The organism is Microbacterium schleiferi, from assembly GCF_020781975.1.
In the GTDB taxonomy this organism is placed as follows: Bacteria; Actinomycetota; Actinomycetes; order Actinomycetales; family Microbacteriaceae; genus Microbacterium.
Window position 1 is genome coordinate 83,142 of sequence record NZ_JAJGNI010000010.1, and the last position, 19,956, is coordinate 103,097.

19 protein-coding genes and 1 riboswitch are annotated in these 19,956 nt (G+C 67.7%); of the genes, 6 read left to right on the top strand and 13 right to left on the bottom strand.

Annotated features, from left to right (window positions below; translation table 11 throughout):
• The first annotated feature begins 26 nt into the window (after window positions 1-26).
• From LL236_RS12455 to LL236_RS12465, 3 genes are read left to right on the top strand one after another with little or no spacing between them, the layout of a single operon-like run.
• A complete protein-coding gene (locus LL236_RS12455; RefSeq protein ID WP_228179165.1) occupies window positions 27-968 on the top strand; it encodes an ABC transporter ATP-binding protein in 942 nt (313 codons plus the stop codon).
• Window positions 965-1,831, top strand: coding sequence for an ABC transporter permease (locus tag LL236_RS12460; RefSeq protein ID WP_228179166.1), 867 nt, complete (start codon window positions 965-967; stop codon window positions 1,829-1,831). Before LL236_RS12455 ends, LL236_RS12460 begins: the two co-directional genes overlap by 4 nt.
• The gene (locus LL236_RS12465) at window positions 1,828-2,652 is read left to right on the top strand and encodes an ABC transporter permease (protein WP_228179167.1); all 825 of its coding nucleotides are present in this window, start codon (window positions 1,828-1,830) and stop codon (window positions 2,650-2,652) included. Before LL236_RS12460 ends, LL236_RS12465 begins: the two co-directional genes overlap by 4 nt.
• 30 nt (window positions 2,653-2,682) lie before the next feature.
• On the opposite strand, the gene LL236_RS12470 is transcribed toward LL236_RS12465, so the two are convergent.
• The 7 genes from LL236_RS12470 to LL236_RS12500 form a co-directional block, all read right to left on the bottom strand.
• Window positions 2,683-4,125 carry an MFS transporter gene (locus LL236_RS12470; protein ID WP_228179168.1) on the bottom strand — a complete coding sequence of 481 codons (1,443 nt, stop codon included), beginning with the start codon at window positions 4,123-4,125 and terminating at the stop codon, window positions 2,683-2,685.
• A gap of 50 nt (window positions 4,126-4,175) precedes the next feature.
• Window positions 4,176-4,535: a Fe-S protein gene (locus LL236_RS12475; RefSeq protein WP_228179169.1), complete on the bottom strand. Its 360-nt coding sequence runs from the start codon at window positions 4,533-4,535 to the stop codon at window positions 4,176-4,178.
• 61 nt (window positions 4,536-4,596) lie between these two features.
• Complete coding sequence (gene ribH, locus LL236_RS12480) at window positions 4,597-5,070, bottom strand: 6,7-dimethyl-8-ribityllumazine synthase (protein WP_228179170.1); 474 nt, start codon at window positions 5,068-5,070, stop codon at window positions 4,597-4,599.
• The gene (ribA, locus tag LL236_RS12485) at window positions 5,067-6,350 is read right to left on the bottom strand and encodes a GTP cyclohydrolase II (protein WP_228179171.1); all 1,284 of its coding nucleotides are present in this window, start codon (window positions 6,348-6,350) and stop codon (window positions 5,067-5,069) included. Before ribA ends, ribH begins: the two co-directional genes overlap by 4 nt.
• On the bottom strand, window positions 6,347-6,991 hold the full coding sequence (locus LL236_RS12490) for a riboflavin synthase (protein WP_228179172.1): 645 nt from the start codon (window positions 6,989-6,991) through the stop codon (window positions 6,347-6,349). Before LL236_RS12490 ends, ribA begins: the two co-directional genes overlap by 4 nt.
• Before the next feature lie 12 nt (window positions 6,992-7,003).
• On the bottom strand, window positions 7,004-8,062 hold the full coding sequence (gene ribD, locus LL236_RS12495; RefSeq protein ID WP_228179173.1) for a bifunctional diaminohydroxyphosphoribosylaminopyrimidine deaminase/5-amino-6-(5-phosphoribosylamino)uracil reductase RibD: 1,059 nt from the start codon (window positions 8,060-8,062) through the stop codon (window positions 7,004-7,006).
• 86 nt (window positions 8,063-8,148) lie between these two features.
• Window positions 8,149-8,308, bottom strand: a riboswitch (FMN riboswitch).
• 52 nt (window positions 8,309-8,360) lie between these two features.
• A complete protein-coding gene (locus tag LL236_RS12500) occupies window positions 8,361-9,329 on the bottom strand; it encodes a sugar-binding transcriptional regulator (protein ID WP_228179174.1) in 969 nt (322 codons plus the stop codon).
• Between the two features lie 97 nt (window positions 9,330-9,426).
• Here LL236_RS12500 and LL236_RS12505 point away from each other — a divergent pair, with 97 nt between their 5' ends.
• The gene (locus tag LL236_RS12505; RefSeq protein WP_228179175.1) at window positions 9,427-11,145 is read left to right on the top strand and encodes a glycerol-3-phosphate dehydrogenase/oxidase; all 1,719 of its coding nucleotides are present in this window, start codon (window positions 9,427-9,429) and stop codon (window positions 11,143-11,145) included.
• A 49-nt stretch (window positions 11,146-11,194) separates the two neighbouring features.
• Window positions 11,195-12,733 (top strand): glycerol kinase GlpK, encoded by a 1,539-nt coding sequence (glpK, locus tag LL236_RS12510; RefSeq protein WP_228179176.1) that lies wholly within the window; start codon window positions 11,195-11,197, stop codon window positions 12,731-12,733.
• Between the two features lie 188 nt (window positions 12,734-12,921).
• On the opposite strand, the gene LL236_RS12515 is transcribed toward glpK, so the two are convergent.
• Both LL236_RS12515 and LL236_RS12520 read right to left on the bottom strand, forming a co-directional pair.
• On the bottom strand, window positions 12,922-13,797 hold the full coding sequence (locus LL236_RS12515; protein WP_228179177.1) for an Fpg/Nei family DNA glycosylase: 876 nt from the start codon (window positions 13,795-13,797) through the stop codon (window positions 12,922-12,924).
• Window positions 13,798-13,809: 12 nt separating this feature from the next.
• Entirely contained in the window at window positions 13,810-14,397 is a 588-nt protein-coding gene (locus LL236_RS12520; protein WP_228179178.1) for a GNAT family N-acetyltransferase, read from the bottom strand.
• Window positions 14,398-14,522: 125 nt separating this feature from the next.
• Between LL236_RS12520 and LL236_RS12525 the strand changes: the two genes are divergently transcribed.
• Complete coding sequence (locus tag LL236_RS12525; RefSeq protein WP_228179179.1) at window positions 14,523-15,299, top strand: SDR family oxidoreductase; 777 nt, start codon at window positions 14,523-14,525, stop codon at window positions 15,297-15,299.
• A gap of 25 nt (window positions 15,300-15,324) precedes the next feature.
• Here the strand turns inward: LL236_RS12525 and trpS are convergent, their stop codons facing one another.
• The 4 genes from trpS to LL236_RS12545 form a co-directional block, all read right to left on the bottom strand.
• The gene (gene trpS, locus LL236_RS12530) at window positions 15,325-16,329 is read right to left on the bottom strand and encodes a tryptophan--tRNA ligase (RefSeq protein ID WP_228179180.1); all 1,005 of its coding nucleotides are present in this window, start codon (window positions 16,327-16,329) and stop codon (window positions 15,325-15,327) included.
• 40 nt (window positions 16,330-16,369) lie between these two features.
• Window positions 16,370-17,218: an exodeoxyribonuclease III gene (locus LL236_RS12535; protein WP_228179181.1), complete on the bottom strand. Its 849-nt coding sequence runs from the start codon at window positions 17,216-17,218 to the stop codon at window positions 16,370-16,372.
• Window positions 17,219-17,280: 62 nt separating this feature from the next.
• On the bottom strand, window positions 17,281-18,510 hold the full coding sequence (locus tag LL236_RS12540) for a YihY/virulence factor BrkB family protein (protein ID WP_228179182.1): 1,230 nt from the start codon (window positions 18,508-18,510) through the stop codon (window positions 17,281-17,283).
• A 9-nt stretch (window positions 18,511-18,519) separates the two neighbouring features.
• On the bottom strand, window positions 18,520-19,734 hold the full coding sequence (locus tag LL236_RS12545; protein ID WP_228179183.1) for an MFS transporter: 1,215 nt from the start codon (window positions 19,732-19,734) through the stop codon (window positions 18,520-18,522).
• Between the last annotated feature and the right edge of the window lie 222 nt (window positions 19,735-19,956).

A 19,956-nucleotide genomic window follows, 5' to 3' on the forward strand; every position in this document is an offset into this window, starting at 1 on the left:
TCGGAGATCGCTCGTACAGTAGGACGGTGCCAGAGCCCGTGATCCGCGCCCATAACCTCGTCAAGGCCTACAAGATCGCGGGCAAGGATGACTTCTTCGCCGTGAACGGGTTATCGTTCGAGGTCGCCCCCGGCGAGTCCTTCGGACTTCTCGGACCCAACGGTGCCGGTAAGTCAACGACGATGAAGATGATCGGTGCAGTCTCGACCCGCACGGGCGGAGAGCTCAGCATCCTGGGCCTAGATCCTGACCAGTACGGGCCCGAGATCCGCTCGCGACTGGGCGTCGTTCCGCAGCAGGACAACCTCGACGGGGAACTCAACGCCCGCGAGAACCTCTTCATTTACGGCCGCTACTTCGGGCTGCCCGGCAAGGTGTGCGCCCAGAAGGCCGACGAGCTGCTCGCGTTCGCTGCGCTCGAAGACAAAGCCAAGAGCAAGGTCGACCAGCTCTCCGGCGGCATGAAGCGCCGGCTCACGATCGCGCGCGGGTTGATCAACGACCCCCGCATCCTGCTGCTGGACGAACCGACGACCGGGCTGGACCCGCAGGCTCGGCACGTGCTGTGGGACCGCCTTTTCCGCCTCAAGGAGCGTGGCACGACGCTCGTGCTGACGACCCACTACATGGATGAGGCCGAGCAGTTGTGCGACAGGCTCATCGTGGTCGACAAGGGCCGGATCATGGCCGAGGGGACGCCTGCCTCCCTCATCCGCGAGCACTCCAGCCGTGAGGTGCTCGAGGTGCGTTTCGGGTCGGACCGCAACGAGCAGGTGGCGCCGCAGCTCGAGGGGATCGGCGACCGCGTCGAGGTGCTACCCGACCGCATCCTCGTCTACGCGCACGACGGTGAACAGGCGCTCGAACGGGTGACAGCCGCCGGGCTGCAGCCACTGACCTCCCTGGTGCGCCGGTCGAGCCTCGAGGATGTCTTCCTGCGCCTGACCGGAAGGTCGCTGATCGAATGAGTACGCCGGTTCCGGATGCGCGCATTCAGCCCTCGCTCGATGAGCTGCGCGCCGAGGCGCTCGCCTGGGGGCGCAAGCCCCGCCGGTGGGGATCGTGGTACGTCGCCGAGCACATGGTGCGTGCGATGCGCGCCTACGGGTGGACGATCGTGGTCGGGGCCCTCGGACAGCCCATCCTGTACCTGCTCGGACTGGTGCTGGGACTTGCTGCGCTCCTGGACGGGACGATCGAGGTACACGGCGAGCAGGTCCGCTACCTCGTGTTCGTCGCCCCGGCGCTGCTCATGACCGCAGCGATCGGCGTGGCTACCGAGGAGTTCACCTATCCGGTGATGTCGGGCTTCAAGTGGCGCCGCTACTTCTACGGGTTCAACGCGTCAGCGCTGTCGAGCCCGCAGATCGCGAACGGGGTGATCCTCGGCGCATCCGCACGGATGCTGATCGCTGTCGTCGCCTACTACGTGTTCATCGTCCTCTTCGGCGCTGTTCCCGACCCTGCGACCGGCTGGGTAGCGATGTTCGTCGGTTTGCTTGCGGGCCTCGCGTTCGGCGTGCCCCTGATGGCATACGCCGCCTCGATCCAGGATGACAAGGGGCAGTTCGCGCTCGTGCAGCGCTTCCTCTTCGTTCCGATGTTCCTGTTCTCGGGCACCTTCTACCCGCTCGAGACCCTGCCCATCTGGCTGCAGTGGATCGGGTGGGTCTCGCCCCTGTGGCATGCATCGGAGCTGGGTCGGATGGCAACGTACGGATCACCGGGTGGTCCCGGCGCTGCCGCGATCCACCTCGCGTATCTGGTGGTCCTCACCGTCGTCGGCTACGCGTTCGCTCGCCGCACCTTCACCCGGAGGCTCGCGAAATGACCGCGGTGGCATCGGAGATCGAACCCCGTCGCAGCGGGAGCGTCCGCGCCCTGTGGTCGGGCAACCCCTGGGCCGTCGTGCAGCGCGGTCTCATCGCGGCGCGTTCGTCGAGTTGGATCGTCGTGCTCTCGGGCTTTTTCGAGCCCGTGTTCTACCTTGCCTCGCTCGGCATCGGTCTGGGTAGCCTCATCGAGGATGTCGAGACCTCCTCGGGGCTGGTGGTCTCCTACGCGGCTTTCATCGCTCCCGCGCTGTTGGCGGTGTCGGCGATGAACGGCGCCATCTACGACTCCACCTGGAACGTCTTCTTCAAGCTCAACTACGGCAAGCTCTACGAGGGGCAGCTGGCGACATCCCTCGGGCCGCTGGATGTCGCCCTCGGTGAGATCCTCTACGCACTGTTGCGCGGACTCGTCTACGCCACCGGGTTCATGATCATCATGCAGATCGCGGGGCTGAACCTCGCGCCCACGGCTATCCTCGCGCTCCCCGCGGTCGTGCTGATCGCTTTCGGGTTCGCGAGCCTCGGGATGGCGATCACGAGCTACATGAAGACCTTCCAACACATGGACTGGATCAACATGGTGCTGCTGCCGATGTTCCTCTTCTCGGCGACTTTCTACCCGATCACCGTCTATCCGGAGTTCGTCCAGGCGATCGTCATGGCCCTGCCGCTGTGGCACGGCGTGGAACTCATTCGCGGCCTCACCACCGGCGCGCTCTCGATCGCGATGCTCGGTCACGTCCTGTATTACGTGGTCATGATCGCCGTCGGCCTCGTCTTTACGACCACCCGACTGCGCAAGCTCTTCCTGGACTGACGCGACAGCGTTCTGCCGCCGAGGTCCTCGTTAGAGCGATACCGTCTCGCCCGCCCCGATCTCGTCGTAGTCCACGTCCTTGGTTTCGGGAGACAGCACGAGGGCGATGAAGGTGAGCATGGCCATCGCCGACAGGTAGAGCCCGACGAGCACCGGGCTCCCGTCGGCGGTTGCCCATAGGGCGACCGCGACCAGGGGAGCAAGGGCCGCGCCCAGGATCGACGACACGTTGTAGGACACCGCCGAGCCCGTGTAGCGCACCTCGGTGGGGAACAGTTCGGGCAGCACCGCGCCCATCGGGCCGAAGGTCGACCCCATGAGGACGAACCCGAACACGAGGAACGCCTGCACGAGTGCTCCCGTGAACTTCGGGTCAGCCTGGGGGAGCAGGAACACCGTGAAGGTGAAGCCGAACACGATGATCGCCGCCGTCACCCACAGCAGCAGGCGACGGCGGCCGATCGCGTCGGCCACGGGGCCCGACAGCAGCGTGAAGATCCCGAAGAAGACGACGCCGATGATTTGCATCAGCACGAAGTCCGTGTACCCGAAACCGAGGCCCGGAACGTAGCTGGCCGGGTCGAACGGCGTTCCGGCGGCTTCCGCGGCGGCCTGCGCGGCATCCGTCGTCGCCTTCGTCCCGTACGAGAGCGTGAAGCTGGTCATCAGGTAGAACAGCACGTAGGTCGCGAGCATGATGAACGTGCCGAGGATGAGCCGCCACCAGTAGCGACGCAGGGCGAGCCCGAGGGGGAACTTCCGGAGCGTCCCCCTCTTCTCGGCCCGCGTGAACGAGTCGGACTCGACCAGGCGCAGCCGCACCCACAGGCCGACGATGACCATGACCGCCGAGAACAGGAACGGGATGCGCCAGCCCCAGGCAAGGAAGGCGTCGGACGCCTGGGCCGTGCCGTCGGGGTGCGGGAGAGCAACGTTGATCGCCAGGAAGATGCCGTTGGCGATGATGAAACCGATGGGAGCGCCCAGCTGCGGGAATGTGCCGTACCAGGCTCGTTTGCCTGCCGGGGCGTTCTCGGTAGCGACGAGCGCGGCCCCCGACCACTCGCCTCCCAGCGCGAATCCCTGCGCGAGTCGCAGCACAAGCAGGAACACCGCGGCCCAGACCCCGATCTCGTTCACGGTCGGGAGTAGGCCGATCACGAAGGTCGCGATACCCATTGTGAGAAGCGAGGTGACCAGGGTCGCCTTGCGGCCAAACCGATCGCCGAAGTGGCCGAACACGACCGCGCCCAGGGGCCGGGCGACCATCGCGGCGCCGAAGACCGCAAAGGATGCCAGCAGTGATGTGGTCTCGTTACCGGTAGGAAAGAACAGCGCGGGGAAGACGAGAACTGCCGCCGTCGCGTACACGTAGAAGTCGTAGAACTCGATCGTCGTGCCGACGAGGCTTGCCGTGATGACGCGGCTTCGCGGGTTGGCGGGAGCGGACGGAACGGCGACGGAAGAGGTCATGGAGGCCTATCGGTGCGGGGGACGAGAACGGCCCCCGCACCTCCGATGCCTCAGCGCCAGAGTGTGGCGATGGCCGCGTTCATAAAGGTCAGGATGCCGATCGCCCAGAATACACCGGCCGGTGCCGAGCCATTTCGCTTGGTGCGGGCCGATCCGATACCCAGAAGAGCACCGATGATGAGCAGGATGACGAGCTTCGTCCCGATCTTCATGTAGTTGAACTCGACGCCCTCCGGTACGCCCCACGGCGCGGCCAGGGCAAGGCCTGCCACGCCTGCGATCAGCAGACCCCAGTTCATGAGTGCCGTTACGGCTCCGGTGCGCCGCACCGCCTCGACGACCCAGGCGCCGAACAGAATCGCGAAGCCCGAGAGGTGAACGAGAAGGACGGCGTGACGAAGAATCTCCATGCCGTCAGCGTACCTTATGCCTCACTGAAGGTGGAGTCTTGTTCGCCTCACCCGGTGCCGGTCAGGCCCGCAGGTCCCGCAGCGCGAGCGCGGTGCGGAGGGCGGCATCCGCGGCCTCGAAGCCCTTGTCTTCGCGCGAGCCTGGAAGGCCGGCTCGGTCGATGCCCTGCGCCTCGTCGTCCAGGGTCAGCACGCCGAAGCCGACGGGCTTGCCGGTGTCGAGGGCGACGCGGGTGAGTCCGTCGGTGGCCGCCGACGAGACGAACTCGAAGTGAGGAGTGCCGCCGCGGATGATGACCCCCAGCGCCACGACGGCGTCAGCGCCGGCATCCAGAGCTGCCTTCGCTACGACGGGAAGCTCGAATGAGCCGGGCACCGGCACGACCCGGTACGAAGCACCCGCATCCTCCAGTGCTCGGCGGGCGCCCTCCAGGAGGCCGTTCGCGATGGTCTCGTGCCACTGGCCGGCGACGATCACGATGTTCAGGCCCGAGCCATCGATGGTTTCGCGCTCGGGGGCGCCGGTTCCGCTCATGCGTCGGTCCTCTCTGCTGCGGCCCCGACTCCGAGGGCGCGATCCAGGTCGTCGAGGGCGATGGTGTGTCCCATGCGCTCCGCTTTCGTGGCCAGGTACTGGTGGTTGTTCGGCCCCACACCCACGAGCAGGGGCACCTGCTCGACGATGTCGAGGCCCAGGCCCCGCAGCTGAGCGACCTTGTCGCCGTTGTTCGTGAGCAGACGCATCCGCTCGATGCCGAGATCACCCAGGATGCCGGCGGCTGCAGCGTAGTCACGCGCATCGGCGGGCAACCCGAGAGCCAGGTTCGCGTCGACGGTGTCGAGCCCCCGCTCCTGCAGGCTGTAGGCGCGCAGCTTGTTGATCAGGCCGATGCCGCGTCCCTCGTGTCCGCGCATGTAGATGACAACCCCGCCGTTCTGCGCGATAGCGTCGAGCGCGGCATCCAGCTGCGGCCCGCATTCGCACTTGAGCGAGCCGAAGGCCTCGCCGGTCAAGCACTCCGAGTGGACGCGCACGAGTGGCGCGTCCTCGGCCAGGTCGCCGGCCACGACCGCGATGTGGTCGGTGCCGGTGATCCGGTCCTTGTAGGCGAGAAAGCGGAACACGCCGTGAGCCGTGGGGACGGTCGCCTCTGCCCGCAGGCTCACGCGCCGATGGTGCACCTCCTGCGGTTCGGCCGGGCGGGGCTCGTGCTCGTCGAGGTAGGCAATGAGCTGCTCGATGGTGATGACGGGGATTCCATCGCGCGCACCGAGCTCAAGCAGTCCCGGCATTCGCATCATCGAGCCGTCCTCGGCCACGACCTCCGCGATAGCTCCGACCGGCTGCAGGCCGGCCAGTCGCATCAGCTCGACGGCAGCCTCGGTGTGTCCGGCTCGTTCACGGACGCCGCCGTCGACAGCGCGAAGCGGCAGGACGTGGCCCGGCCGGATGACGCTCGAGGGCGTCGCTGCAGGGTCGGCCAACACGTTCAGGGTGTGCGCACGGTCGCTCGCGCTGATGCCGGTGGAGGTGCGATCTGCGGCGTCCACCGTGACGGTGTAGGCAGTGCCGCGAGCATCCTCGTTGACCGCAACCATCGGCGGCAGGTCGAGGCGGTCGGCCCACTCGGCGGGCATCGGCGCGCACAGCAGGCCGCTCGACCACCGGATCGTCCACGCGACGGCCTCGGGTGTGGCAAGCTCTGCCGACAGGATGACATCGCCCTCGTTCTCGCGATTCTCGTCATCCGCGACGATGATCGGGCGCCCAGCGCGCAGCGCATCCAGGGCTTCGGTGATGGTGGCAAGGCTCACAGCGAGCCTCCTTCGGTCGGGGCGGCCGCGGCCGCCGAGGGGAACGCCAGCAGACGCTGCACGTGACGGGCAAGGATGTCGGTCTCGAGGTTCACGGGCGAGCCCGGCTGCACCGTGTCGAAGGTGGTGGCCTCGAGGGTTTCGGGAATGAGCGAGACCTCGAACCAGGGCTCTGTGGCGGCCGGTTCGCTCACGGCGCTGACGGTCAGGGACACGCCGTCCATCGCGATCGATCCCTTGTCGACGATGAGGGGTGCCAGATGCTGGGGGATCGCGACGCGGATCACCCGCCACTGGTCGCCGGGTCGAACCTCGACGACGGTCCCTGTGCCGTCGATGTGACCCTGCACGATGTGTCCGCCCAGGCGCCCGCCCGCGGCGGTGGCGCGCTCCAGGTTCACGAGGCGGTCGACCGAGACATCGGCGAGGGTCGACATATCGAGCGTCTGCCGCATGACGTCGGCGGTAAAGCCGTCGCCGTCGCGAGCGACGACCGTCAAGCAGACCCCACTGACGGCGATGGAGTCGCCGTGCGCGGCATCCGCGACGGATTGCGGTGCGTGAATCGTCAACCGGATGCCGTCACCCGACGGCTCGACGGCAGTAACGCGGCCGATCTCTTCAATGAGTCCTGTGAACATGGCTGCTCCTGACTACACCGACGACGCGTCAGCGACGGTGGTCTCGGGGGATGGGGATTCGGGAGTCTCGGCGGTGGCGCGGGGACGTGCGACGAGCAACACGTCATCTCCAAGCCGCTCGAGCGCGGTCAGCTCAAGCCGGTGAGCCTCGGCGAGGGTCGTGACCCCGATGTCGGTGACGGCCGGCCGGTCGCCGTCCGGGCCGGAACCGATCAGTACCGGAGCGACATACGCCAGCACCTCGTCGACCAGCCCGGCGCGCAGGAAGGATGCCGCAACCGTCGGCCCGCCCTCGACGAAGACACGCTGGATACCGAGATCGCGCAGTTCGTCCAGCACCACGGTGAGGTCTGTCCCGGGCCGCTGGATCAGGGTGCGGGGATGCCTGCGCACCTGCGCGGCATCCGGAATCGCGCGCCTGCCGAGAACGACAGGCAGGGGCTGCTGCGACAGGGGCTGGCCGGCGGGGCCCCGTGCGGTGAGTGCCGGGTCATCGGCGAGCACGGTGCCGATGCCGACCACGATCGCATCGGCATCCGATCGCCGCCGGTGCACGTCAGCGCGCGCCTCGGGGCCGGTGATCCACATGCTCGTTCCATCGGCGGCCGCGGCGCGGCCATCCAGGCTCTGCGCCCACTTCACGGTGACGTGGGGCCTGCCCAGCCGCTGGACAGCGAGCCAGGTGTCAAGGAGCGTGGTGCCTTCATCGCGCAGCAGACCCGACTCGACAGTTACACCCGCGTCTACGAGACGTTCGGCCCCGCCGCCTGAGATGACGCCGGGATCATCGACCGCGTAGACCACGCGAGCCACACCAGCGTCGATGAGAGCCTGCGCACACGGGCCAGTGCGGCCGGTGTGGTTGCAGGGCTCGAGGGTGACAACTGCCGTGGCGCCGCGAAGCTGGTCAGGCGTCAGCTGTGACATCGCGTCGACTTCGGCGTGTGCTGTTCCCACGCCCCGGTGCCAACCTTCGGCGAGAACCTCGCCCTCGGGAGAGAGGATGACGGCCCCGACCTGGGGGTTCACCCCGCGAGGGCCACGAAGCGCAGCGCTCAGCGCGCGCCTCATAGCGGCTGTCTCGCTTGTGCCTTGACTCACTGCCCACTCCGGTCGGGTACGCCGGGGCAGGGAAGGCGACAACGCCGTGGCGTCACCTGTGCTGCCTCCCATCCGGACTGACGACACTTTCGTGTCGCATCACCGTCGGTTCCGGAATTTCACCGGATCAACCGCTGCGGCGTTCTCTCGAACACGGATGCAGCGGGTCGCGGACTGTCACCGCCGGTTCGGATTCTCACCGACCCCGGAGCACGTTCATTGCTCTCGAGTGTAGTCAACGCGCCGCGCGCGCGTTCATTCCCGTGGGCTACGACGCTTCGCGTCCGTCGACCATGGCGCGGGCGGTGCGCTCGTCGATGACGAGATCTGTGATGAGGCCTGCGGCGAGTGCGCCGCGCAGGCTCGGGATCTTGGCCTCGCCGGTCACGATGCAGCAGCGCCGCGGGACCGCGCGGAGCAGATCGAAAGAGGGGCCCGATCCCCGCTCGTTCAGCGCGATCCCCTCGGTGGAGCCGTTCGCGCGGTAGAACACCGTCGCGACATCACCCACGACCCGTTCTGTCTTCAGCTGCTCGAGGTCGGCGGGTTCGAGGTAGTCGCCGGCGTGCACGCGGCTGGGTACCTCGGCCCGGAAAGCTCCCACACTGAACAGCACGAGACCCATGCGGCTCTGGATGTCGAGGATGCGTCGCGTGCTGCGCTCCCGCCAGAGTGCGCGCCGAGTCTCGGGATCATCGAAGAACGCCGGCACAGGGAACTGTTCGGCATCCCCGCCGTATGCGGTGCTGAATCTGCTGAGCAGTTCGCTCGCATACGTGATACCGGACGTCTTCACGTTCCCCGAGCCGTTCAGCTGCACGAACGTGGTGCCGTGCACGCGCTTGGGAGTGAGTCGGCGGGCAACCGCAGCCAGCGTCGAGCCCCAAGCGATACCGACAACCAGATCCGAGACGATTAGCTCATCGAGCAACTGAGCTGCTCCCTGCGCGACGCGGTCGAGGCGCTCGAGATCGCTCACCGACTCCGGTACGGGAATGACCTGGGCGCGCACCCCGAACTGGCGGCGCAACTGCGTCTCCACGAGTCCCGGGGCGTCGAGGGGTGAACGCACGCGCACCTCGACGATTCCCTCGGCGCGCGCAAACGACAGCAGTCGCGACACCGTGGAGCGCGAGGTCCCGAGCTCGGCGGCAATGGCATCCATGGTGCGGAGCTGGACGTAGTAGAGGTGGGCGGCGGTCAGTGCCCGCCGCAAGTGGGTCGCATCGTCGGTCACTGACACAGTTTGCACGTATGTGCAGAAAGCCTGCAACTTCGACCATGTGTGGCACGATGGGAGCACCGGGAGATACCCGGGCGAGGAAGGACGATCAATGAGCGCCGTCGCACGAACCACTGTCGCCCGACTGAGCGACCGGCCGCAGGCCGATGTCCTCATCGTCGGCGGAGGGGTGAACGGACTCGCGACTTTTCGGGACCTCGCTCTCCAGGGCGTGGATGTCGCGATCGTCGAACGCGGTGACTTCGTCAGCGGCGCATCAGCAGCGTCGTCGCACATGATCCACGGCGGCGTCCGTTACCTCGAGAACGGCGAGTTCCGGCTTGTGCACGAGGCGGTCACGGAACGCAACGATCTGCTCGCCACGGCTCCCCACTACGTCCGTCCGTTGCAGACGACGATCCCGATCTTCTCCACGTTCTCGGGGGTGTTTTCGGCGCCCCTCCGTTTCCTGCGTCACGGCGCAGGAAAGCACGTCGAGCGCGGCGCCGCGCTGATCAAGATCGGCCTTACGATCTACGACTCGTTCTCGCGCGGCGGCGGCCGTGTTCCCCGCCACACCTTCCGCGGACGCGCCGGTTCGCTGCGAGCGCTTCCGGCGATCAACGAGACCGTCAAGTACACCGCGACCTACTGGGATGCCTCGGTGCACGACCCTGAGCGACTCGCGCTCGATCTGCTCCGCGACGGGCGTGCCGCCGGTGGCGACCGCGCCCGGGCCGCGAACTACCTCGAAGTCGTGGGGGCAGCGGACGGCGCGATCACGCTTCGCGACACCGAGACAGGTGCCGAGTTCCCGTTCCGCGCCGCGGTCGTGATCAACGCATCCGGACCCTGGACCGACCTCACCAACCGCGCCCTCGGGGCCCCGACCAGCTTCATGGGCGGAACCAAAGGCTCGCACATCGTGCTCGACAACCCCGAGCTGCTGGCAGCCACGGCTGGTCGAGAGATCTTCTTCGAACACCGCGACGGTCGCATCGTGCTCATCTACCCGCTCAAGGGACGCGTCCTGGTCGGCACCACCGACCTCGAGCACGACATGGCAGAGCCCGCGGTGTGCACCGAGCCCGAAGTTGACTACTTCATCGACCTCATCGGGCACGTCTTCCCCGACATCACCGTCGACCGCTCGCAGATCGTGTACCGCTTCTCGGGTGTCCGCCCGCTTCCCGGCCACGGCGATCTCGCTCCCGGCTTCGTCTCGCGCGATTACCGTGTCGAGACCGAGCAGCTCCCCGGGTCGGCGGACACCACGGTGATCAGCCTCGTCGGCGGCAAGTGGACCACCTTCCGTGCCTCCGCCGCCCACCTCACCGATGACGCCCTCGCTCTGCTCGCTCGGCCCCGCATCGTCACGACCCATGGCCGTGCGATCGGCGGCGGAGCCGGGTATCCGGTGACCGAGCGGGCACGGCACCAGTGGGTCGCCGAGAACCGCCGGGGGCTCTCGAAGGATGCCGCAGCCACCCTCCTCGAACGCTACGGAACGACAGCCCGCGAGGTCATCGCCTTCGTCGACGAGGATGCCGATGACCGGCCACTCCGGACCCTTCCCGCCTACAGCACCGGCGAGCTGCGTTACCTGGCGAGCACAGAGGATGTCGTCCATCTGGCCGACCTGCTGCTGCGCCGCACGAGCCTCGCGTTCCGCGGTGAGGCCACTCCCGCGGTCGTCGCCGAGATCGCCGACGCCGTCGCGCCCGTCCTCGGATGGGACGAGGATGCCGCCAGGGCAGAGGTCGCCGCGGCACTTGCCGCTGTCCACGCCGCCGATCCGACGTGGCAGCCCGCAGCGGCACCGGTAGCCTGAGCGGCGCGACATCCATCGCCTGGAGGCGCTCAACACTTCGGGAGGCATCGTGGCCGAACACGTCTTAGCCATCGACCAGGGCACCACCTCGACGCGGGCAATCGTGTTCGATCGTGCCGGAACGGTAGTTGCAACGGCTCAGCGCGAGCACGAGCAGATCTTTCCGCGCGCCGGCTGGGTCGAGCACGACCCCATGGAGATCTGGACCAACACCGAGTGGGTGATCTCTGGCGTCCTCGCCAAGGCTCACCTGCAGGCATCCGGTATCGCCGCCGCCGGTGTCACGAACCAGCGCGAGACTGCGATCGTGTGGGACCGCCGCACCGGGCAGCCCGTTTTCAACGCCATCGTGTGGCAAGACACCCGCACGCAGCCCCGGCTCGACGCGCTTGCCCGTGACGGCGTCGGCGACCGCGTCACCGAGGTGACGGGTCTCCCGCTTGCAACCTACTTCTCGGCATCCAAGGTCGCTTGGATCCTCGACCATGTGCCGGGGGCGCGGGCGGATGCCGAGGCCGGTCATCTGCTGTTCGGCACCCCCGACTCGTGGGTGGTCTGGAACCTCACCGGCGGCACCAGTGGCGGGGCGCACGTGACCGATGTCACCAACGCGAGCCGCACGCTGCTCATGGACCTGCAGACCCTCGACTGGTCGGACGAGATGCTCGCCCTGTGGAACATTCCCCGCGCGATGATGCCCGAGATCCGCTCGTCGTCGGATGTCGTGGGCGAGCTTGCGCTGCCGGGCACCGCCCGCGAACTGCCGATCGCCGGCATCCTCGGAGATCAGCAGGCCGCGACCTTCGGACAGGCCGCCTTCGGTGTTGGCGATTCGAAGAACACGTACGGCACCGGCAACTTCCTGCTGGTGGGCACGGGCACCGAGATCGTCCGGTCCCGGCACGGTCTGATCACGACGGTCGCGTACCGGCTCGGCGACGGGCCCGCCCACTACGCGCTGGAAGGTTCGATCGCCGTCACCGGATCGCTCGTGCAGTGGTTGCGCGACAACCTCGGGATCATCGACCGCGCGCAGGATGTCGAGACCCTCGCCATGACCGTCGAGAACGCCGGCGGATCGTACTTCGTGCCCGCATTCTCGGGCCTGTTCGCTCCCTACTGGCGACCGGATGCCCGCGGTGCGATCGTCGGCCTCACCCGGTACGTGACCCGCGCGCACATCGCCCGCGCCGCTCTCGAGTCGACCGCCTTCCAGACCCGGGACGTGATCGAGGCCGTCGTCGGGGATGCCGGCCGCGACCTCTCGGAACTCCGCGTCGACGGTGGGATGACGAAGAACGATCTGCTCATGCAGTTCCAGGCCGACATCCTCGGCATCCCGGTCGTGCGCCCGCGCGTGGTCGAGACGACGGCCCTCGGCGCTGCCTATGCGGCAGGCCTCGCCGTCGGAGTCTGGTCGGACCTTGACGAGCTACGCGAACACTGGCAGGTCGACCGCCGGTTCGAGCCGCAGATGTCGGACGAGGAACGCGCTCGCCGTTACCGCCTCTGGAAGAAGGCGGTCACGAAGTCCCTCGATTGGGTCGACGACGACGCCCGGACACTCATGGACACGCTCGGCGACTGATTCGTTCGCGTTGCGCCGATGGGCGGTCGCTGCGGTAAGTGGTGCCGCTACGCGAACTGCCCAGCGCGGGGACATGCCCTCGCCGGCTGCGCCGGCTCCCGCCAGACCCGGTGCCAGCCCCGCGCTGGGCAGTTCGCTTCGCTCCTGCGGAGACCATTGAGCAGACTGGTCGGGCGCGTATCTCGGGTCTATTTCAGGAGGCGGGAGAGGCGACGATCAGCGAGCAGCTTGCCGCCGGTCTGGCACGTGGGGCAGTACTCGAGCGAGTTGTCGGCGAAGAAGACGCTGCGCACCTCGTCGCCGCAGACCGGGCAGGCCTCGCCGCGACGGCCGTGCACCCGCATCCCGCGGCGCTTGGCATCCTTGAGATCTGCTGGCGGCTTGCCGGATGCCTCCGCGATCGCCTCGGTGAGGGTGTGCCGCATCGCGGCGAACAGGGTGTCGATGTCGGCATCGGTCAGGTTCGCGGCCAAGGCATAGGGCGACATCCGTGCCGCGTGCAGGATCTCGTCGGAGTAGGCGTTGCCGATCCCGGCGATGATCGACTGGTCGCGCAGCACGCCCTTGATCTGGGTGCGGCGTCCACGGAGAAGCGCTGCGAGCGCATCGCGATCGAAGCCCGGGTCGAGGGGATCGGGGCCGAGCCGCTCGATGCCGGGTGCGTCGGTCGGGTTTCGGGCCGCGTAGACCGCCAGGGACTTCTTTGTCCCGGCTTCGGTGAGGTCGAAGCCTGAGCCATCCGAGAAACCGACGCGGAGCGCGATGGGGGTCTTGCCAGGGCGGATGATCGTGCTCGGCAGCTGGTCGTACCAACGGAGCCATCCCGCCTTCGCGAGGTGGAAGATCAGGTGCAGCGATGCTGCGGCATCGGCTCCCGTCTTGATGTCGATGAACTTGCCGTGGCGCGACACCGACAGCACCGTCGTGCCGACGAGCGCATCCAGCGGCGGGTCGTAGGTCTTGAGTGCCGCGATGTTTGTCACCGTCGCGCGGGTGACGATCAGTCCCGGCAAGCGGCCCGCGAGGTAGTCGACCAGTCCCTGCACTTCCGGCATCTCGGGCATGGCGACATCCTGTCATGGCGTGACAAGCGGCGGCAGGCCTCCATCGAGGACAGGCCATGCAACAGGGGTGCGATCGTCGCCGGGGAGGAGCCCCGCGATCCACGCATCGTCCCGGTGCGATGGACCCGCCAGCGCCTGCCGCAGCAGGCCTTCGTAGCGGAACCCCAGGGCGCGGGCGACCCGCGCGGAGCCGGTGTTCCCCACGACAGCGCGCCACTCGATGCGTGAGAGTGACATCCCGGCCCGCTCGAACCCGAAGTCGACGACCGCGGTGGCGGCTTCGGTCAACAGATGCCGCCGACGCGCCCAGGGCGACATCCAGAACCCCAGTTCTGCCGTCTCCGGCTCGCGGCGGTACAGCCCGATCATCCCCGCGAGCCGTCCGTCATGACGGATGCCCCACGTCGCCTCGCGACCCTCGGCCCAGTGGCGCTGCACGCGAGGGATGAACTGCTCCGCGTGCTCGCGCAGATACGGCGAAGGCACGGTGGTGTATCGCTGGATCGCCGGATCCTGGCACGCCTCGAAGATCCCATCCACGTCGGCGTCTGTCGGTGGCGAGAGCTCGCAGCGCTCGGTGCGCAGCACGACGACATCCATCGCCCCACCCTAAGCGGCTTCTCGGGACCTTCGCCTCTCGCTGTTCGGGTTCAGCACACGTAGCGTCAGAGCCATAGCGTTACGGAGCGCTCCGCGCCCCGGCGTGAGGGAGAAAGGACTCCGAGATGCGTACCTACGTTGTGACCGGCGCTGCCTCCGGTATCGGCAAGGCGACAGCGGATCTCCTCGTCGAGCGAGGCGACAGGGTGATCGGCGTGGACCTGCACGACAGCGATGTCGAGGTCGACCTGACGACAACCGAAGGCAGGGAGCGGCTGGTCGTCGAGGTGAATCGTCTGTCCGGCGGCAGGATCGATGGCATCCTCGCGATCGCTGGGCTTGCCGTGCCTGCGCCTGCGACTGTGGGAGTCAACTACTTCGGGATGGTTGCGACGCTCGAGGGCCTGCGACCTTTGCTGTTGGAATCCGACGCGCCCCGAGCCGTCGGAGTTTCGTCGATGGCGAGCCTGCAGCCGTCGGACACGCGGCTTGTCGATCTGGAGTTGGGCGGGGACGAACCCGGGGCGCTCGCGCGCGCCGCTGAACTTGCGGCCGACGCCGAGACAGGAAATCTCATCTACAGCTCGACGAAGGTCGGCTTCGCGCGGTGGATTCGTCGCCACGCCGCTCTGCCGGAGTGGGCGGGTGCGGGAATCCCGCTCAACGCCGTAGCCCCGGGCGTCATTCTCACGCCGATGGTCGCTCCGCTCATGCAGACCGACGAGGGTCGCTCCATGATCGAGCAGGCTGTTCCCATGCCGCTCAACGGCTTCGCCGAAGCGATTGTCGTTGCCCGGCTCCTCGCGTGGCTGGCAGGCCCCGAGAACTCGCACCTGTGCGGTCAGGTCGTGTTTGTCGACGGCGGAAGCGACGTCGTGATCCGCGGGGACAGCGTCTGGTAAGAGATATCGCGACGGATCGGGCGGCTCAGGCGCGGCGCAGGAGCCCGATCCGGTCGTAGACGTCGCCGAGCGTCGACCGTGCGACGGACTCCGCGCGCGCGGCGTTGGAGGCGAGGACCCGGTCGAGTTCGGCCCGGTCATCGAGCAGCTCCAGCGCCCGAGCCCGCACCGGCTCGAACTCGTTCACCACGACGTCGGCGAGACCCTTCTTGAAGTCGCCGTAGCCGCGGCCGGCGTACTCGTCTTCGATCGCGGGGATCTGCCGACCAGTGAGGGCAGCGTAGATGACGAGCAGGTTCGAGACACCGGGCTTGTTCTCGCGGTCGTATCGCACCGAGCCCTCGCTGTCGGTGACGGCACGCATCACCTTCTTGGCGCTCTTGGCGGGCTCATCCAGCAGCCACAGCACGCCGGCATCCGACTCGGCCGACTTCGACATCTTCGCCGTCGGGTTCTGCAGGTCGTAGATCCGGGCGGTGTCTTGCTGAATGACGGGCATCGGCACCCGGAAGGTGGTGCCGTATCGTCCGTTGAAGCGCTCGGCAAGATCTCGCGTGAGCTCGACGTGCTGCTTCTGGTCGTCACCGACGGGCACGATGTCGGTCTGGTACAGCAGGATGTCGGCCGCCATGAGCACCGGGTAGGTGAACAGCCCAACGGATGTCGCATCCTGGCCGTACCGCTGCGACTTGTCTTTGAACTGGGTCATCCGCCCCGCCTCACCGAAGCCGGTGAGCGTCGAGAGCACCCATGCCAGCTCGGCATGCGCTGGAACGTGCGACTGCACGTACAGGGTCGACTTCGACGGTTCAATGCCTGCGGCGATGTACTGGGCCGCGGTGCGCCGGGTCTTCTCACGCAGCTCGGCCGGATCGTTCGGCTGCGTCAGTGCGTGCAGGTCGACGACCGAGAAGAACGCGTCGTAGGCCTCCTGCAGATCCCGCCACTGCATGAGCGCGCCGATGTAGTTGCCGATCTGGAGGGAGTCGGCGGAGGGCTGCATTCCGGAGTACAGGCGGGGCTTGGTCACCCGACAATCCTAGGCCGCGGCGATGTGGCAGCCGTCTCGCTCACCCGCCGATCGTGTAGTCGACGACGACCGGCGCGTGGTCGCTCCAGCGGGTGTCCCACGACGGTGCCCTGTCGATTCGATACGCCGTCACCCGCTCGGCCAGGGGAGCGGTGGCGAGGTGGTAGTCGATGCGCCACCCGGTGTCGTTGTCGAAGGCCTGTCCGCGGTTCGACCACCACGAGTACGGCCCGTCGACCTCGCCGGCCCAGCGGCGTCCGACATCCACCCACCCGAGGCCGGTGCCGGTGGTTCCGTCGAGGCACGCGACCTCTTCGCCCTGCGGGGCCAGGATGCGATCGAAGTACGCGCGCTCGCGGGGGAGGAAGCCCGCCTTCTTGAGGTTGCCCTTCCAATTCCGGATGTCGAGCTCGCGGTGTCCGACGTTCAGATCGCCCATGACAACGGCGAGGGGGGAGTGCGCGGCCAGCTGCGGAAGGCGTGCCTGCATCGCGTCGAGGAAGGCGTACTTCGCATCCTGCTTCGGGGTGCCGTCTTCTCCGGAGTGGACATAGGCACTCACGACCGTGAGGGTTTCGCCGTCGATGTCGAAGTCAGCTTCGATCCACCGACCCGACTGGTCGAGGGGCGCGGGGCCGAGCACGGTGCGGACTGCCCCCGCATCCTCCCGGCTCGCCACCGCGACACCCGATCGGCCCTTCTGGAGGGACTCGTGGTGCACGATTCGCCACCCGGGAAGCGCTGCGGTCAGCTGTTCTTCGTTCGCGCGGACCTCCTGCAGCGCCATGATGTCGACGTCTGCCCCCTCGATCCATTCGAGCATTCCCTTGCGGGTAGCGGCGCGGATGCCGTTGACGTTGATGGAGGCGATGCGGATGGTTCGGGGCACGCGTTTCAGCCTAGGCATCGTCGCCGACACGCAGCCCCGCGATGCCCCCAGGAGGGAGCGATCTAGACGAATCCGTCGAGCGCGCTGGGGCGACGGGGCGCGGGCGGTGCGGAAGCCTCCACTTCGTGCAGCTCCTCTTCCGCCCGACGCACGTCCCGGGTGGCCGTCCACCGGGCGTACCAGGGCGCGGCATCCAGCGCTTCCTGGGCGGTGCGCAGGCGCACCTGGGCAGCGAGCACCAGCGCCGCGTGCTCTTCGGCGAGTTGCTCGGCTTCGGTCTTCTCGAGCAGCGGGATGTTCTCGTCGCGGGCTGAGATGGCGATCCAGGACGCACCGACGAGCATGATGATGCCGATGAGCCGGAACCACAGCAGCAGACCGACGAAAATCGCGAAGGTCGCGAGCAGAGCGTTCGTCGGCGTGTAGCTGAGCAGCCACCCGGCGCCGAGCTGCAGCACCGTGACAGCCGCTCCGGCAAGCAGAGCTCCGGGCCAGATCGTGCGCCAGCGCAGGCTCGTTCCCGTCAGGAACCGGTAGAGCGCCGCCAGAGCTGCGGCATTGATCGCGAACGAGATGAGAAGGGTCGCGGTGCGCACGCCGATCGAGAACCACACCGATTCGGTGTCGAGCCCGAACAAGGAGAACACGATATCGAGTGCCCAGGTACCCACCGCACCGAGCCCGCCGCCGACCAGCAGCAGGATGCCGAATAGTGCCGCCGCCAGCAGATCACCGCTCTTGAGCAGCAGGTAGGGGCGCCGGTCAGGGGGCAGCACGAAGATCTCGCGCACGGCGCGGCGCGAGAACGTCACCCAGCCGATCGCCGTCCAGATCAACGTCACGAGAGCGATCGCACCGGTGATCCCGAACAGGCTCGCCGAGTTGGTGGCGATTTCCGCCACGGCATCCGGCGTGATCGGCCCGTCCTTGTCGATCAGTCCCGGGATGTATTGGTTGATGAGCTCGATGAGGTTCTGGATCGCCTCTTCGCTGCCGCCGAGCCAGAGCCCGGCGAGGGCGAAGGCGACGTAGACCGCGGCGAAGATCGCGAACAGGGCCTGGTAGCTCACTCCCGCGGCAAGCAGGAAGCCGTTGGCGATCAGGAAGTGGCGCCAGACGCGGATCGGGAACCACGCCAGCGTCCGTTTGGTTACTCGGGTCGCGAACGAAATCGGTTCCTCGAACCGTGTGAGCAGGCGCTCCTGGGTCTCCTCCCACCGCGCACGCAGGGTCTCCTCGTGCTGCTGCGCCGCGCGCGCGGTATCGCGGCGGTTGCGGTCGGGCGAACTCACGGTCTCAGGTTAGCGAGCCTCACGCGCGGCATCCGTTTCGACAGCGTGGCGCGAATCCGTGCGGAACCAGCGGACCACCGAGAGGGAGGCTGCGAGGACCCCCGCAGGGATGAGGAATGCGATGGCAAGTCCCGGACCGTCGGCAAGAAGACCGACGATGACGGCTCCGAGGATCGCCCCGGCGTAGTTGAAGATGTTGACCCGGGCAATCACCTGGTCGGAGTGAGCGGGGGAGAGGTCGCCGGCGGCGCCGAAGGTCACGGGGATGAGGATGCCGGTCGCGGCCCCAGCTAGAGCGAAGCCGAGGATCGCCGCGATCTCGAAGGGAAGAAGCGCGACAGCCACGACGCCGATCACCGAGACGACGATCGCGCCGGTCACCAGGCGGCCCCTGCTCATGATGCCCAGGAGCCGGTCGGTCGCGAGGCGGGTGATCAGGACGCACACCTGGTAGGCGGCGTATCCGAGAGGCGCGAGGGCGGGCAGAGCCCCGAGGTCGTCCTGCAGGTAGACCGTGCTCCAGGTGCTCACGGCGGAGTCGACGACGAACACTGCCAGGATGACGAAACCGAAAGCCCAGATGCCGGCTCGGGGCAGGCGAGCGCGCTCAGTCGCGGGGAGGGCAGTCTCGATCGGCACCTCCCGCGCAAAGAGGCGGATGCCGACCACAGCCACCACGAGGATTGCAACGCCCGCCGTCCCGATGGCCACGCCCGCAGCAAAGGGGGACGCTGCGATCGCCGACACGAGGAGGGCTCCGGCGGTCGCGGCAGCCGTGTAGGCCGAGAAGAAGCCGCCGAGGAGCGGTTTGCCGTGGGCGCGCTGCACGATGACGCCCTGCATCGCGGTTGCGGCATCCACGCAACCGAGGCCGATGCCGTAGACCGCGAAGAGGGAGACGAACAGCGGGAAGGGGGTCGGTAGTGCGATGGCGGGAAGGGCCGCCGCCTGAAGGAGGAGTCCCACAACGAGCGCGGTGCGGCTCCCGAAGCGCACGGCGAGCGCGTTGGCGAGCACGGAACCACCCGCGGCGGCTATAGCAACACCCAGGACGATGAGCGTGACGACAGTGTCATCCACGCCCTGCCGCTGCTTGAGCGCGGGGAGGGAGGTGACCACGACGGCATACCCGAGTCCCTGAGCCGCGTAGGCGGCGAACACTGCGACGCGCGTGGACGTCGATCGCGCAGCGCCGGCGACCATCGACGCGTCTGAGGTACTCATTCGGCCAGAGTAGCGACCAGGGAGCCCCGGCGAAGAAGCGATTCAGATCCTCAACGAGGCATGAAGCCCGACGTGGGGCACGGGGCCGTGCCGCGCCGCAATGCGGCCCGGCTCAGGCTTTGCCGCGCCGCAATGCGGCCCGGCTTAGGTGTGATGTCCAGGCAGGTTGTTGAGTCTGCTGAAGGGTGGGGCTCCGATCGCGGAGTGGCGCCTGTGCTGATT